This window comes from Candidatus Izemoplasmatales bacterium, from assembly GCA_041649275.1.
In the GTDB taxonomy this organism is placed as follows: Bacteria; Bacillota_I; Bacilli_A; order Izemoplasmatales; family Hujiaoplasmataceae; genus UBA12489.
This window is the reverse complement of sequence record JBAZNL010000015.1, coordinates 23,152-39,125: the sequence shown is the minus strand read 5'-3', so window position 1 is coordinate 39,125 and position 15,974 is coordinate 23,152. Positions and strand designations below refer to the sequence as shown.

The window sequence follows — 15,974 nt, the reverse complement described above, 5'->3', positions numbered from 1 at the left end:
CTGGGCCAGCTGGACGACCGTCGACCAGTCCTGGGCTTCGGTCCAGATCGACGCGACCTTCACGGTCGTCGACGGCGCGGTCGAAGTCGAGACCCTCGGCACCGGCGGCGAAGTCTGGTACATCCAGTTCCAGTATCGTCCGACGGACGAACTCCTCAACGTCAAGCCCGGCCACATCTACAAGGTCGAGTTCGACGTGAACGCGGACGTCGCGGGCACCTTCTCGATGGAAATGACGACCGACGGCAACGCCGGCAACGTCGCCATCCCGGTCACCCTCGAAGTCGGCGACAACCACGTCACCGTCTACTACATCGCCTACGAAGAGAACTTCAAGCTCACCGCCTGCCTCGGCCTTTACGGGCTCGCGACCCTGACGTTCGACAACTTCGAGATCTCGGAATTCATCCCGCGCTAAGGCGATCAGGCTTCAGGAAACGCATTCAAGGCATCGGACTTCGGTCCATGCCTTTTTTGCTTTCCCAACTGCGAGATACATATTGTAAATGCTTTTTCATTCTGTTATAATATGAATCCTATAGATGTAAAGCGCTTTCCGAAACGAACGGAAGCGCTCTTGAAAGGTGATATCATGGTTCATTTCATGGCAATCCAATGGCTCGAAACCGATCCGTCGATCGGCGAGATGGCGCTTCGGATCGGACTGACGGCGCTCTTCGTCGGCCTGATCGGCATCGAGCGGCAGATGCGCCACAAGATCGCCGGCGTGACGACCCACCTGATGGTGGCGTTCGGCGCCTGCGGCATCGCGATCCTGCAGGAATATCTCTACCATCAGGCTCTCGATCTGGCCTATGCGGGCGACATCGTCGTCAACCTCGAGCGCCAGCGCGTCATCGCGCAGGTCGTCGTCGGCGTCGGGTTCCTCGGGGCCGGAACGATCCTGAAGACCTCCAACGGCATCTACGGCCTCACCACCGCGGCGACCCTCTGGCTCGGAGCGATGATCGGCCTCTGTTTCGGCATGGGGGCCTACGCCCTCGGAATCGTGCTGTCGGTCTTCTCCTTCGTGTTCCTGACGGTGATCCGGAAACTGCTCGACCTGACCTCGATCAAGCACGTCAGGAGTCCTGAGATCCTGGGAAGCGAAATCATCGAGAAATGAGGGAATCGGCCGCCGATTCCCTTTTCTTTCGATAAAAGGCGACTATCTTTGCATTTGTTTCCTGGATACGGTAAAATATGGGGTGGTTCGGAGGGATATCATGAGCAAACTCACGATCGAAAAACTGAACGTCTCCGTCGAGGGGACGATGATCCTGAACGACATCGACCTGGTCGTCAGGGGCGGCGAGACGCACGCCATCATGGGGCCGAACGGAACCGGCAAGTCGACCCTCGCGTCAGCGGTGATGGGGCATCCCAAATATACGGTCGAATCCGGACGGATCACGCTCGACGACCTCGACGTGACCGCGATGGCGGTCGACGAGCGCGCCCGCGCCGGAATCTTCCTCGCGATGCAGAATCCGGTCGAGGTTCCCGGCGTCACGAACTTCGATTTCATCAAGACGGCGGTGCAGACGCGCATGCCGGCCGACCGGAAGCTCCGGGTCGGAAAGTTCATCCTCGAGTTCGAAGACGCCGCGGCGAAGCTGAAGATGGGATCCGGTCTCGCCCACCGCTATCTGAACGAAGGATTCAGCGGCGGCGAGAAGAAGCGCAACGAGATCCTCCAGATGCAGCTTCTGAAGCCGAAGATCGCCTTCCTCGACGAGATCGACTCCGGCCTCGACGTCGACGCCCTCCGGATCGTCGGCGAAGCCGTCACGGCAATGAAGTCGCCCGACCTCGGGATGGTCCTCATCACCCACTACGAGCGATTGCTCGACTACATTGTTCCCGATTTCGTCCACATCATGATCAGGGGGCGGATCGTCAAGACCGGCGGCCGCGAGCTGATCCGCAAGATCGACGCCGAAGGATACGACTGGCTCAAGGTCGAACTCGGCATCGACGAGTTCGAGGATCGCAGGAAACCGGCGTCGCTCGGCACCTGCGCGACCCACGCGTTCGGAAAGTGACCGCACGGCCATGAGGATTCCGACCACGTTCCGCGATCGGTCCGACATCGCCGTGATCGGTCCGCGCAAGCGCGACGACCGGCTGTCGACCGGCACGATGACCGCATCCGACCGCGGCCTTCGGTTCATCTTCGGCACGATGCCCCAGTCCGCTCCGGCGACCCTCGTCATGACCGGTTCCGGCGAACGGATCGTGCTTCGGTTCCGGGCCGCCCATCCCGCCAAGGTCCTGCTCTACCTGTCATCCGCCGATACGTCGCGGTGGCACGTCTCCGTCGACGTCGAAGACGGCGCGGAAGCGACCCTCTCGTGCTTCATCCTGGGATCGACGCGCAACGCCTCCTTCGATCGGCGGTATGCGATCGGCGAAGCAGCCAGCCTCGACCTCTCCACCTTCCTCCTGAACGGCGGAACCACGACCGTCGCCGACCATGCGGTCATTTCCGGAGCCCTTGGCGCGTTTCGCGCCGAGACGCTCGCGGTCCTCACTGCGGACGATCGGCTCGCGGCCGTCCAAGACGTCCGCCATCTCGCCCGATCGACGACTTCGTCGATCGTGAATTCGCTCGTGGCCGCCGGTTCGGCGACGATCGGGTTCGACGTGACCGGCGCGATCGGAAAGGGGAACGCCGGATCCGACTGCAAGCAGTCCAACCGCGGCGTCCTTCTCGGCGAGAAGGCCGTGATCGAAGTCTCGCCGAAACTGCTCATCGACGAATTCGACGTCCAGGCGGGACACGGCTGCGCGATCGGCCGCGTGAACGCCGACGAACTCTACTACCTCACGTCGAGGGGACTCGACGAAACGACCGCGAAGCGGCTCGTCGTTTCCGGCTACGTCGCGCCCTTCGTCGCGAAGATCGACGATCCGTCGATCCGCCGGAACGTCGAGAAAATGCTCTCCACGAAACTCGGAGGTGACATCTGATGGAAAGGAATCCCTGGCGCGAACTGTTTCCGCAGCTGTCCGGAAAGGACGAGGCGTTCCTCGACAGCGCCGCGTCTTCGCTGAAGCCGCGTTCCGTGATCGCCGCCGTCGACCACTACTACAACGACCTGTCGGTGAACATCCATCGCGGGATGTACAAGTCGAGCTACGAGGCGACGATGCTCTACGAGGAAGCCCGGGCGAAGGTCGCGGCCTTCATCGGTGCGGACGAATCCGAAATCGTCTTCCTGCGCGGCGCGACCGCCGCGCTCAATCTCGTCGCGACTTCCTTCGGCCTTGCCCGACTCCAGGCGGGCGACGAGATCATCGTCTCCGAACTGGAACACCACTCCTCGTTTCTGCCATGGCAGGCGGTCGCCGCGAAGACGGGCGCGAAACTCGTCTTCGTGCCGCTCGACGCCGAGAAGCGGATCACCGTCGACGCCTTCCGTTCGGTACTGACAAAACGGACCCGGGTGGTCGCCCTCACCTACGTCTCCAACGTGATGGGATACGTCACGCCGCTTTGCGAGATCGTCCCCATCGCCCGTTCCGTCGGGGCCGTCGTCGTCGCCGACGCCGCCCAGGCGGTCCAGCACCTGACGATCGACGTGAAGGCGCTCGACGTCGATTTCCTCGCCTTCTCCGGACACAAGATGCTCGGCCCGACCGGCATCGGCGTGCTCTACGGGAAGTCCGCCCTGCTCGCCGGCATGGAGCCGATCGAATACGGCGGCGAGATGATCGACGACGTCGCGAAGGACCGTTCGACCTGGAAGGACGCGCCCTACAAGTTCGAATCGGGGACGATGCCGATCGCATCTGCGATCGGGCTCGGCGCCGCCGTCGACCTGATCCGGTCGATTGGGATTCCGACGATCGAGGACCACGTCGTTCGGATCCGCCGCTACGCCTACACGCAGCTCAAGAAGATTCCGGGCATCGTCATCTACAATCCGACCGCCGACACCGGCACGATCGCCTTCAACGTCGAAGGCGTCCATCCCCACGACGCGGCGACCTTCTTCGCGGAGAAGAACGTCTCGCTGCGCGCCGGGCACCACTGCGCGCAGCTCCTGATCAGGGCGCTCGGCATCGAAGCGTGCCTGCGCGCTTCGTTCTATCTCTACAATTCGTACGCCGACTGCGACCGCCTGGTCGAGACGGCACGGGAAGCCGTCGCCTTCTTCAAGGGTGTCGGCTTCTAGGAGGACGCCATGGCCGAACTCGACAACCTGTACCGCGAGGTCATCCTCGAACACTACAAGAATCCCCGCAACAAGGGGCTCTCGCAGGACCCCGGCTACGTCACCGTCCACATCAAGAACCCCTCGTGCGGCGACGACATCACGATCCAGACCCTCTTCGACGGCGACGTCGTGAAGGATTGCCGGCACGAGGGCCACGGCTGCAGCATCTGCTGCTCGTCGGCTTCGGTCCTGACCGAGACCATGGTCGGAAAGACGCTGAAAGAATCGAAGACGATCGCCGAGAACTATCTCGCGATGGTCTCGAACAAGCCGTTCGATCCGACCGTCGACCTCGAAGAGGCGACCGTCTACGCCGGCGTGCGACAGTTTCCGGCGCGCGTGAAATGCGCCTCGATCGCCTGGCAGGCGTTCCTGAAGACGATAACCGACAGAAACTAGGTGAGACCATGGCGGAAGCCAGGAAGCCGGACGCGGAGAGCGTCGTCGGCGAGTACAAATACGGCTTTTCCACGGAAGCGAAGACCGTCTACCAGACGGGACGCGGCCTGTCCGCCGACGTCGTCCGCGCGATTTCCGCGATCAAGGGCGAACCGGCGTGGATGACGGAGACCCGCCTCAAGGCCTACGAGGCCTTCCTGAGCAAGCCGAACCCGACCTGGGGGCCCGACCTCTCGGGCATCGACTTCTCCGACATCGTCTACTACATCAAGTCCTCCGCGAAGGTCGAGAAGGACTGGAAGGACGTTCCCGAATCGATCAAGGACACCTTCTCCAAGCTCGGCATCCCCGAAGCCGAGCAGAAGTACCTCGCCGGGGTGACGACCCAGTTCGAATCCGAGGCCGTCTACCACAGCACGATCCAGGAGCTGCAGGACGCGGGCGTGATCTTCCTCGATACCGACTCCGCGCTCCGGGAGTATCCGGAGATCCTCAAGGCGTATTTCGGGAAAGCCGTCCCCTTCACCGACAACAAGTACGCCGCCCTCAACACCGCGGTGTGGAGCGGCGGCTCGTTCATCTACTTCCCGAAAGGCGTGAGGATCGAGAAGCCGCTGCAGTCGTACTTCCGCATCAACTCCGAGAAGATGGGGCAGTTCGAACGGACCCTGATCGTCGTCGAGGAGGGCGCCTCGCTCAACTACGTCGAAGGCTGCACCGCGCCGATCTATTCGTCCGATTCGCTCCATGCGGCGGTCGTCGAGATCTTCGTGATGGAGAACGCGTACTGCCGCTACTCGACGGTCCAGAACTGGTCGACGAACATCATCAACCTCGTCACCAAGCGTGCCGTCGTCGAAACCCGCGGCCACATGGAGTGGATCGACGGGAACATCGGCTCGGGTCTCAACATGAAATACCCCTCCTGCATCCTCAAGGGCGACTACGCCAAGGGGACGACGATCTCGATCGCCTTCGCCGGCAAGGGACAGCACCAGGACACCGGCGCGAAGATGATCCACATCGGCCGGAACACGACCTCCACGATCGTCTCCAAGTCGATCGCGGCCAAGGGCGGAAAGGTCAACTACCGCGGCCTCGTGACCCAGGGACCGCGCGCCGTCGACGCCCGAAGCAAGGTCGAATGCGACACCATCATCCTCGATGCGGAGTCGTCCTCGGACACGCTGCCGACGAACGTCGTGAAGAACTTCCGCGGCCAGATCGAGCACGAGGCGACGGTCTCGAAGGTTTCCGAGGCCGAACTCTTCTACCTGATGAGCCGCGGTCTGACGGAAGCCCAGGCGACCGAGATGATCGTGATGGGATTCATCGAACCCTTCGCGCGCGAGCTGCCGATGGAATACGCCGTCGAACTCAACCAGCTGATCAGGCTCGAGATGACCGGTTCGATCGGATGACGAAACAACGCCATAAGGCGTTGTTTTTTCGATTCGACGAGCGATTGCGATGTAAATAAACGCCGGATTTGCGCGCTATTTTTGGGGAATGGCCTTTATCTTTCGGGATTCTTGTGATAGAATGTTCCAAAAAGGCGGTGCTCATTATGAAACTGGTATTGGCGATCGTTTCGAACGAAGATGCGAGCAAGGTCATCAAGACGCTCATCAAGGAAGGCTTTTTCGTGACGAAGCTGGCGACCACCGGCGGATTCCTCATGAGCGGCAACACGACGATCCTCGTCGGCGTGCAGGACGACCAGGTCGACAAGTGCGTCCAGGTCATCAGCGAGATGTCGAAACGCCGCACCAAGCTGGTTCCGAACGCGATTTCAAGCGAATTCGGGATCTTTTCCTCGACGCCCGTCGAGGTCCAGGTCGGCGGCGCGACGATCTTCGTCATGGACGTCGACCAGTTCATCAAGGCCTGATACGCACCTTTCCGAACCGGACCGCGGTGATCGCGGTCCGGTTTTTGTTTTCCATGAATGCTGTTTACATGGATGCGTCGCATATGGTATAATAACATCATGTATACGGTTACATACCCGAGGTAATTCCATGACCAGACATCTCAGCACGCTTCAGCCGGACGGCCGCTTCACCCTCACCGAAGCCGACGGGATCAGCCACCTCTATCTGCCGCTTTTCAACGAATCCGGAATGATGTCGGCGATCACGCCGCGCCTCGGCGGCGACCTCAAGGTCGACCAGAACCGCTTCGCCATCGCCCCCGCGACCCAGGAGACGATGAACGATCCGGAAAACTGCCGCAACGTCTTCCTGCTCGTCGACGGCGAACTCTACAACGCCACCGGCAACACCCCCCGCCAGCGGCTTCATCCGGACAAGGTCGAACTCGAGGTCGGGCTGCTCTACCAGAGCGTCACGCGCTCGAACGCGTCGTTTTCGGTCTCGGTCGTCTCCTTCGTCCCGTCCGTCGCCGAAGCCGTCGAACTGCACCGCATCCATTTCACGAACGTGAGCGGTCGGACCCTCTCCGTCCGCCCGGTCCTGGCGTTTCCGCTCTATGGGCGGAGCGCCGACAACATCCGCGACCATCGCCACGTGACGACGCTGCTCAACCGCGTCCACGTCCTCAGGGGAGGCGTGGTCAACGAACCGACGCTGTCCTTCGACGAACGCGGCCATCTCGAGAACCGGACCGCCTACGGCGTGTTCGCCGTCTCCGACCGCCATCCCGAGATCGCCGACCGCTGGCCGATCCTCGAGGAGTTCGCCGGCGAGGGGGGCGACCTCTTCTATCCCGCCGTCCCGCGCGGGGACGCCCGCTCGCCCCATCGGCCCGGCACCGTCGCGGAAGGCTACGAAGCCCTCGGCGGACTCGGGTTCTCGACCGTTTCGCTTGCGCCCGGCGAGTCGTTCTCGATCGTCGCCGGTTACGTCGTCGCGGATGGCGTCGACGCGGTCGTGGAGATCGCCGCGCGCCGGATGACGCTCTCGGCCTTCGATTCCCTCCTGCAGGCGACGAAGGACCACTGGACCCGCGCAACCGCGTCCGTCGCCATGAATCTCTCGTCCCCCGAACGATCCGGCTGGCTCCGCTGGGTCGGACTCCAGCCGGTGATGCGCCGCATCTACGGCTGTTCCTTCCTGCCGCACCACGATTACGGCCGCGGCGGCCGCGGCTGGCGCGACCTCTGGCAGGATTCGCTCGCGCTCACGCTGCTCGATCCCGCCTCGGCGCGCGCCGGCATCGTCAACAACATCCGCGGCGTCCGCATCGACGGAACGAACGCGACCATCGTCGGCACGGAACCCGGAACCTTCGTCGCCGACCGCAACAACATCGTCCGCGTCTGGTCCGACCATGGCGCCTGGCCCTTCCTCACGATCGACTTCTACGTGCAGCGCACCGGCGACGTCGCCGTCCTGTTCGAGAAGACGCCGTACTGGAAGGACAAGTTCGGCTGTTATACGAAGGCGATCGACGGTCGGTTCGTCCAGAACGGATCGAACCTCCTTACCGACGCCGCCGGCAAGGTCTACGAAGGCACGATCCTCGAGCATCTGATCCTCGAAAACGTCGTCCCCTTCTTCAATGTCGGCGGGCACGGATGCGTCCGGCTCGAGGGCGCCGACTGGAACGACGGCATCGACATGGCGCAGGATAACGGCGAGACGGTAGCCTTCACGGCGATGTACGCCGGCAACCTCGCGCGCCTCGCCGACCTTCTCGACCATCTCCGCAGGACCAGGAATCTGCTTTACGTCGAACTTCCGAAGGAAGCCGCGAAACTCTTCGGGAAACTCGAGAAGCCGCTCGTCGGCACGCCCGCGGATCTTCATGCGGTGCGCGACGACTACTTCGCCTCCGTCCTGGGGACGCCTTCGGGCGAAATCGTCCGGTTGAACGTGATCGACCTGATCGGCGACCTCAAGGGCAAGGCCAGGCACTGGCGGCGGATCCTGAACGAGCAGGAATGGATCGACGCCGGCGACGGCGAGGGATGGTACAACGGCTATTACGACGACCACGGACGCGCGGTCGACCACCACGGCCCCGACGGCGACCGGATGACGCTCACCGGCCAGGTCTTCCCGCTCCTCGCGGGTCTCGTCCCGGCCGAACGCGTCCCGGCGATCGTGCGGGCGGTCAACCGCCTCCTGAAGGATCCCGGGAACGGACTGATCCGGCTCAACACCGACTTCTCCCATTCGGGACTGAGGCTCGGCCGCTTCGCCGGCTTCGCCTACGGCCACAAGGAGAACGGCGCGTTCTTCTCCCACATGGACGTGATGTACGCCTACGGGCTCTTCGCGGCCGGATTCCCGACCGAAGGCAACGCGGTCCTATCGGCGCAGTACGCCTACATGGCCGATGTCGACCGCGCCCGCATCCTCCCGGGCATTCCGGAATACGTCGATGCCCGCGGGCGCGGCGTCTACCATTACCTCACCGGTTCGGCGGCGTGGACCGTGATCGCCTACATCGAGCGGATCTTCGGGATCCGCGGCGTCTACGGCGACATCGCGATCGAGCCGCGGCTCGAGGCCTCGCACTTCGACGGCGGCGAGGCGTCCTGCGCCTTCATCGCCGGCGGCCGCCTCTGCCGCCTCGTCGTCAGGAATCCGGAACAGCGTGAACTCGGACGATACGTCGTCCGGACCGTCGAGATCGACGGCAGAATTCAGGAGATCGGCGCTTCGTCATTCACCGTCGCCCGCAAGGACTGCGAGCGCGGCGTGACGATCACGGCGACCCTGGGAAAGGCGGCTTGACATGAAGAAGTACATCCTCGAATGGGCGGACGAGTTCGACCGCGCGGGCAAACCCGACCCGCAGAAATGGAACTACGACGTCGGACAGAAGAAGTGGGGCAACGGCGAACTGCAGTACTACACCGCCGGCGACAACGCCGACGTGCGCGATTCGCAGCTTCTGATCCGCGGGGTCATCGAACCCTATCTCGACGCGCCCTACAGTTCGGCGCGCCTCACCACCTACGAGCGCAAGCACTTCCAGTACGGGCGTATCGCCGTTTCGGCGAAGCTTCCTTCGGCGAAGGGTTCGTGGCCGGCGATCTGGATGATGCCGACGGACAAGAAGGCCGGGATCCCCTGGCCGCTCTGCGGCGAGATCGACATCATGGAACACGTCACGACCCACTTCGGGACGATCCACGTGAGCCTGCACACTGACCTCTACAACCACGTGAAGCGCACCCAGCGCACGCATTTCGAACCGGTCGAGGGAATCACGACCGGATTCCACGAGTACGCGATGGACTGGACCCCCGAATACATCGAGTTCTTCGTCGACGGGAAGTCGTTCCAGAAGTATGAGAAGAACGCACCCGGCTACGAGGCCGGCGAGCGCGGGTGGCCCTTCGACAAGCCCTACTACCTGATCCTGAACCTCGCGATCGGCGGCACGTGGGGCGGCGCGATCGATCCGGCGCAGTATCCCGCCGAGTTCGCCATCGACTACGTCCGCTACTACCGCATCGAAGAATGACGAGAAGGCCTTCAGGGCCTTTTTTCTTCGCGCGCACGCCCGAATAGGGTTGAATTCGAGCGCATTTCGGGATATAATGTCATTATGTAAACAGTTACATACATGGATGGAGGAACCCCCCTATGATCAGAACCGTCGTCACCGCCAAGGATACCGACCTGCGCCTTTCCGAGGTCGAGAACCTCGTCGGCGCCGCCACCGAGGCGCCCGCGATCACGCTCGATCCGAGCGTCCGCTACCAGACCATCGCCGGATTCGGCGGCGCCTTCACCGAGTCCGCCTGCTACAACCTCTACCGCGTCTCGCCGGAAGTCCGCGAGCAGGCGATCCGGCTCTACTTCGACCCCGTCGAGGGGATCGGCTACAGCCTCGGCCGGGTCTCGATCCACGGCTGCGACTTCTCGCTGTCGAGCTACACCTACATCGAGGAGGGCGACGCCGAACTCGCCACCTTCGACATCGCCCGCGACCGCAAGTACGTGATCCCCGTCGTCCTGGCCGCGGAACGGATCGCCGGGAAGCCGATCGGCCTCCTCGGCTCGCCGTGGACGCCGCCCGCCTTCATGAAGGACAACAACTCGCCGATCCGCGGCGGCCATCTCCTCGAACGGTACGCCGACGCCTGGGCGCGCTATTACGTGCGCTTCGTCGAGGAATACCGCAAGGCCGGACTCACGGTCAAGTGGATCTCGGTGCAGAACGAGCCGCAGGCGGTGCAGCGCTGGGATTCCTGCATCTATTCGGGCGAGCAGGAGCGCGACTTCGTGAAGAACCATCTCGGACCGACGGTCGCCGCCTCGGACGTCGCCGACGTCGGGATCATGGTCTGGGACCACAACCGCGACGTGATGGTCGAGCACGTGACGCCGATCCTGAACGATCCGGAGGCCGCGAAATACGTCTGGGGCATGGCCTTCCACTGGTACGTCTCCGAAGCCTTCGGAAACGTCGGCCGGACGCACGACCTCTGGCCCGACAAGCACCTCATGTTCACCGAGGGGTGCGTCGAGAACTTCCACATGCACAAGTACACCTGGGAGTCCGGCGAACGCTACGCCCGCAACATCATCGGCGACCTCTCGAACTGGTGCGAGGGCTGGATGGACTGGAACCTCTGGCTCGACAACCTCGGCGGACCGAACCACGTGAACAACGTCTGCGACGCCCCGATCATCCTCGACGTCTTCCCCGAGAAGATCATCCTCGAATCCTCCTACTACTACATCGGCCACTTCTCCAAGTTCGTGCAGCCCGGCGCGGTCCGGATCGCATCGAAGAACGACCATCCCTCGCTTTCGGCGATCGCCTTCGAGAATCCCGACGGAACCGTCGCGCTGGTCGTGATGAACGCCACGAAGAACGCGCAGACATACCTTCTCGACGGCATCGGCGAACGCCGTTCCGTGCAGTCGCCAGCCCGGTCGATCACGACCGTGCTGGTCTCGAGGTAGCCCATGGAGAAGATCCGCGCCGTCAACCTCGGCGGCTGGTTCGTGCTCGAGCGCTGGATGAGTCCGGCGCTTTTCGACGCTTCGCCGGTCCCGATCCCGAAGCAGTGCGAAACCTCGTTCGTGACCCATCACCCCGACGCCGCGACGGCGCTCGCGGAGCACTGGCGGACCTGGATCACGACAGACGACATCCGCTGGCTCAGGGCGCAGGGGATCAACCTCGTCCGGATTCCGATCCCGTGGTGGCTCTTCCCCGACCGCTTTCCCGCGGAATATCCTTACCATTCGCCGCTTGCCTTCCTCGACGCCGCGCTCGACTTCATCGCCGCCGAAGGGATGCGGGTGATGCTCGACCTGCACACCGCCCCCGGATCGCAGAACGGCTTCGACAACGGCGGGATCGACGGCGTGCTCTCGTGGCATCTCGATCCGAAGAACGTCGACGTCACCGTCGCCGTCCTCGGCGAGATCGCGAAGCGCTACCGCGACCATCCCGCGCTCCATTCGATCCAGGTCCTGAACGAACCGCACTGGACGATCCCGCTTCAGTTCCTCGGCGAATTCTACGACCGGGCCTACGCCGTGCTTCGCACGATCCTGCGTCCGGAGACGATGATCGTCTTCCACGACGGCTTCCGGTTCGACCCCTGGGAGGACTTCTTCGCCGCCCGCCGATGGAAGAACGTCGCCCTCGACACGCACCTCTACCAGTGCTTCAACCCCCGCTTCCACACGATGAAGGCGGAGGAGTTCCTCCATTTCCCCGAGACCCTTCTTCCCGATCTCGAACGGATAGAGCGGACGATTCCGGTGATCGTCGGCGAATGGAGCCTCGGCGCCCATCGGATCGCCTTCGACGGCACGCGCGAGGAGTTCGAGCGGCGGTTCGCCCGAAGCCAGATGGACGCCTACGGCCGGCTGTCCGGCTGGGTGTTCTGGTCCTACCGGATCGCCGAACGGGACAGCGGCTGGAACTTCCGCTCGCTCGTCGAGCGCGGAATCCTCGAACCATGAGGCGCATCCTGATCCTGCTCGTCGCGGCGATGGCCGCGGCGGCGACGATCTCCTGCGGCGGCACGACGACGGCGCAAGTGCCGACGACGGCGCCGACCACGACCGTGCCGCCTTCGACCACGCTCGACTTCTCCGCGATCCCGGTGACGGCCGTCGCCACCAACAAGGCGAACCGGTTCCAGGACCTCGCCGGCATCGCCGCCTGGACCGACGCGACGTCGGGCACGCTCTCGGTCGACGACCTCGTCGGGTACGAGCCCTACCGGGGCACCGGCGCCGCCCTCACCTACGCGGCCGCCTGGGTGATCGACCAGTCGCCGCAGCGCGACGAGATCATCGAGTACCTCTTCGGCGAGGACGGACTGCACGTCCAGCTCGTCCGTCTCTGCATCGGCGCTTCCGACTTCACGACCGCGGCGGCAGGCCACTACACCTACGACGACACCGTCGGAAACGTCGCCGATCCGGACCTTTCGGAGTTCTCGATCGAGAAGGACCGGATCATCGTCGAGATCCTCCAGGATGCCCTTGAGATCAACCCCGACATCGTCTTCATGGCCGCGCCGTGGAGCGCCCCTGCCTGGATGAAGACGAACAAGAGCCTCTACGGCGGAAGCCTCGCCGTCGCCCACTACGGCGCCTACGCGCAGTATCTGATCCGCTACCTCGAAGCCTACGCCGACGCCGGCATCGACATCGACTACCTTTCCGTTCAGAACGAACCCTACTACGCCCCCGGCGACTATCCGGGCATGACGTGGTCGGTGGAGACGACCAAGACCTTCATCCGCGACCATCTCGGCCCCGCCCTGGAGATGGCCGGCCGTGACGTCCGGATCATGATCTGGGATCACAATCCCGTCGACAACGCCGGCAACCTGATCGACTTCCCCGTGCGCGTCCTCCAAAGCGCGGAGACCGCCGCCTACGTCGGCGCGATCGGGGTCCACTGCTATACCGGCGACGACCGCGACATGGCCGACTTCCTCGACAACCTCCGCGAGAACGCCCCCGACGTCGAGGTCTTCATGACCGAATGCACCGCCAGCACCTCCTACACCGACCTCGAACAGAACATGGAATGGTCAATCCGGCGGATGTACGTCGGCGCGTATGCCCGTCACGCCGTCGGCACGACCTACTGGAACCTCGCGCTCGACCCGCTCGGCGCGACCCACCTCGGCGGCTGCGGGAACTGCACCGGCCTCGTCTCGGTCATGCCCGCGTCGTATCGGACCGAGGCCGACGGCTACGTCACCGCCCATTTCGCGCGCTACGTCCGCGTCGGCGCGACGCGGATCTCGGTCCGCAGCTTCAACTCGAACGTCCTCGCCGTCGGCTATCTCGACGACGCCGGAACCATCTCCCTCGTCGTCTGGAACGACGCCGCCGCGCGTGGCGTGACGATCCTCTGGCGAGGCAGGCGAACCACCGTCCCGATGCCGGCGAACGCCCTCGTCACCGTGCGTTGGACCATCCCAGAAACGGAGTAGACCGATGAAGAAGATCCTGATCCTGTCCGTGGCGGCGACCCTCGTCCTCGCCGTCCTGTCCTGCACTCCGGCGACGACCGGAACCACCCTTTCGCAAACCGCCGCGACCACCGCGACCACCGCGGCGACGGAAACGACCACGCTTCCGACGACCTTTCTGACCGATGAACAGGAGGTCTCCTACGAAGGCTCCTACTGCGACGAACTCGCAGTCGACGCCGACTACGTGGAGAACCTGCTGGACTCCATGACCCTCGCCGAGAAGGCGGGGCAGATGCTTCAGGCGGAGAAGAACGGCGCCTCGGCCGCCGACGTCCGCGACTACAACCTCGGTTCGATCCTCTCCGGCGGCGGCTCCGCCCCCGCGAACAACCAGGCCTCCGAATGGTACCTGATGTACGAAGGCTTCCAGAACGCCGCCCTCCAGTCGTCCTCGGGAATCCCGATCATCTACGGCGTCGACGCCGTCCACGGGCACAACAACGTCTACGGCGCGACGATCTTTCCGCACAACATCGGCCTCGGCGCCGCCAACGACCCCGAACTGATGACCCGGATCGGCACGATCGTCGCCCGCGAGGTGCGCGTCACCGGCATCAACTATACCTTCGCGCCGGCCGTATCGGTGGTGCAGAACGTCGGCTGGGGCCGGTCCTATGAGTCCCTTTCCGAGTCCTCCGAGGTCGTTTCGAACCTCGCCGGCGCCTACGTCGAGGGTCTCCAGCGTTACTGCGTCGCCTCCTCGGCCAAGCATTTCCTCGCCGACGGCGGTACCGACGGCGGCGACGACCAGGGAAATGCGACCCTGACGGAAGCGCAGGTCCGCGCGATCCATCTCGCTCCCTACGAAGCGGCCATCGAGGCCGGGGTCTACACGATCATGGTCTCCTACAGTTCGATCAACTGGGCGAAGATGCACGCGAGCGAGTATTGGATCACCGACGTCCTGAAGGACGAAATGGGCTTCACCGGATTCGTGATCTCCGACTACAACGCGATCCACCAGCTCTCCGGATCGTACTACGACCAGATCGTCGCGTCCGTCAACGCCGGCGTCGACATGCTGATGGAACCGTTCGATTGGAAAGCCTGCATCCAGAACATCGTCCTCGCCGTCCAGCAGGGCGACATCGCGATGGCCCGCATCGACGACGCCGTCCGTCGGATCCTGACGATCAAGTACAAAATGGGACTCTTCAGCGATGATTTCTACGACGAAGCGACCGGCGACTACTACCGTCTCGGCGCCGGCGCGAACTTCTACACCGACGAGAACCGCGGCGTCGCCCGCGAGGCGGTCCGCAAATCGCTCGTCCTGCTCAAGAACGACAACGGCGCCCTGCCGCTTCGCGACGACGTCGACGTCGCCGTCCTCGGCGAAGGCGCGGACAACATCGGCCTGCAGTGCGGCGGATGGACGATCTCCTGGCAGGGAGACGACGCCCGTCGTCTGACGCGCGGCGTCACGATCCTGGCGGGCATCCGCGAACGGATCGCCGCCGGCACCGGAACCGCCTATACCGACGCGGAAGACGCCGACGTCATCGTCGCGGTCCTGTCGGAACTGCCCTACGCCGAATTCAACGGGGACGCGACGAGCCCGAGCCTGACGGGATCGACCGCGCATCCCGGGAACGCCGACCTCCTGCAGCAGCTCCTGATCGCGAAATCGGAGGGCAAGACGATCATCGGACTCATCCTGTCGGGACGGCCGCTGCTCGTCACGAGCCAGCTGTCGATCTTCGACGCGCTCGTCGCCTGCTGGCTGCCGGGATCGGAAGGCGGTCACGGCATCGCCGACGTGCTCTACGGCGACTACGACTTCACCGGCAGACTGTCGGTCACGTGGCCGCGCTATTCCGCGGGATTCGGCATGAACGTCAACGCGACCGTTTACGACGCGTCGAAAGTGCTGTATCCGTTCGGATACGGACTCGACTACAAGGAGGATTGAC

At 63.6% G+C, this 15,974-nt stretch carries 14 protein-coding genes; all 14 read left to right on the top strand.

The window, feature by feature from the left end:
- Positions 1 to 418 (top strand): hypothetical protein (locus WC509_07445; protein MFA5007287.1); only part of this gene is annotated, 418 nt, incomplete at its 5' end.
- Positions 419 to 604: 186 nt separating this feature from the next.
- Positions 605 to 1,126 (top strand): MgtC/SapB family protein, encoded by a 522-nt coding sequence (locus WC509_07440; protein ID MFA5007286.1) that lies wholly within the window; start codon positions 605 to 607, stop codon positions 1,124 to 1,126.
- 100 nt (positions 1,127 to 1,226) lie between these two features.
- Positions 1,227 to 2,045, top strand: coding sequence for a Fe-S cluster assembly ATPase SufC (gene sufC, locus WC509_07435; protein MFA5007285.1), 819 nt, complete (start codon positions 1,227 to 1,229; stop codon positions 2,043 to 2,045).
- A 10-nt stretch (positions 2,046 to 2,055) separates the two neighbouring features.
- Positions 2,056 to 2,973 (top strand): SufD family Fe-S cluster assembly protein, encoded by a 918-nt coding sequence (locus tag WC509_07430; protein ID MFA5007284.1) that lies wholly within the window; start codon positions 2,056 to 2,058, stop codon positions 2,971 to 2,973.
- Positions 2,973 to 4,181 (top strand): SufS family cysteine desulfurase, encoded by a 1,209-nt coding sequence (locus WC509_07425; protein ID MFA5007283.1) that lies wholly within the window; start codon positions 2,973 to 2,975, stop codon positions 4,179 to 4,181. The genes WC509_07430 and WC509_07425 overlap by 1 nt, the downstream gene beginning before the upstream one ends.
- Positions 4,182 to 4,190: 9 nt before the next feature.
- Positions 4,191 to 4,622 carry an SUF system NifU family Fe-S cluster assembly protein gene (locus WC509_07420; protein ID MFA5007282.1) on the top strand — a complete coding sequence of 144 codons (432 nt, stop codon included), beginning with the start codon at positions 4,191 to 4,193 and terminating at the stop codon, positions 4,620 to 4,622.
- Between the two features lie 8 nt (positions 4,623 to 4,630).
- Positions 4,631 to 6,043, top strand: a complete 1,413-nt coding sequence (sufB, locus tag WC509_07415) for a Fe-S cluster assembly protein SufB (protein ID MFA5007281.1) — start codon at positions 4,631 to 4,633, stop codon at positions 6,041 to 6,043.
- A gap of 146 nt (positions 6,044 to 6,189) precedes the next feature.
- Positions 6,190 to 6,513: a cyclic-di-AMP receptor gene (locus WC509_07410; protein ID MFA5007280.1), complete on the top strand. Its 324-nt coding sequence runs from the start codon at positions 6,190 to 6,192 to the stop codon at positions 6,511 to 6,513.
- 130 nt (positions 6,514 to 6,643) lie between these two features.
- Positions 6,644 to 9,325 (top strand): hypothetical protein, encoded by a 2,682-nt coding sequence (locus tag WC509_07405; protein MFA5007279.1) that lies wholly within the window; start codon positions 6,644 to 6,646, stop codon positions 9,323 to 9,325.
- Between the two features lies 1 nt (position 9,326).
- On the top strand, positions 9,327 to 10,061 hold the full coding sequence (locus WC509_07400) for a glycoside hydrolase family 16 protein (GenBank protein MFA5007278.1): 735 nt from the start codon (positions 9,327 to 9,329) through the stop codon (positions 10,059 to 10,061).
- A gap of 122 nt (positions 10,062 to 10,183) precedes the next feature.
- A complete protein-coding gene (locus WC509_07395; GenBank protein MFA5007277.1) occupies positions 10,184 to 11,512 on the top strand; it encodes a glycoside hydrolase family 30 protein in 1,329 nt (442 codons plus the stop codon).
- Between the two features lie 3 nt (positions 11,513 to 11,515).
- Entirely contained in the window at positions 11,516 to 12,526 is a 1,011-nt protein-coding gene (locus WC509_07390) for a cellulase family glycosylhydrolase (protein ID MFA5007276.1), read from the top strand.
- A complete protein-coding gene (locus tag WC509_07385; GenBank protein MFA5007275.1) occupies positions 12,523 to 14,019 on the top strand; it encodes a glycoside hydrolase family 30 beta sandwich domain-containing protein in 1,497 nt (498 codons plus the stop codon). Before WC509_07390 ends, WC509_07385 begins: the two co-directional genes overlap by 4 nt.
- A 4-nt stretch (positions 14,020 to 14,023) precedes the next feature.
- Positions 14,024 to 15,973 carry a glycoside hydrolase family 3 protein gene (locus WC509_07380; GenBank protein ID MFA5007274.1) on the top strand — a complete coding sequence of 650 codons (1,950 nt, stop codon included), beginning with the start codon at positions 14,024 to 14,026 and terminating at the stop codon, positions 15,971 to 15,973.
- Position 15,974 lies beyond the last annotated feature (1 nt).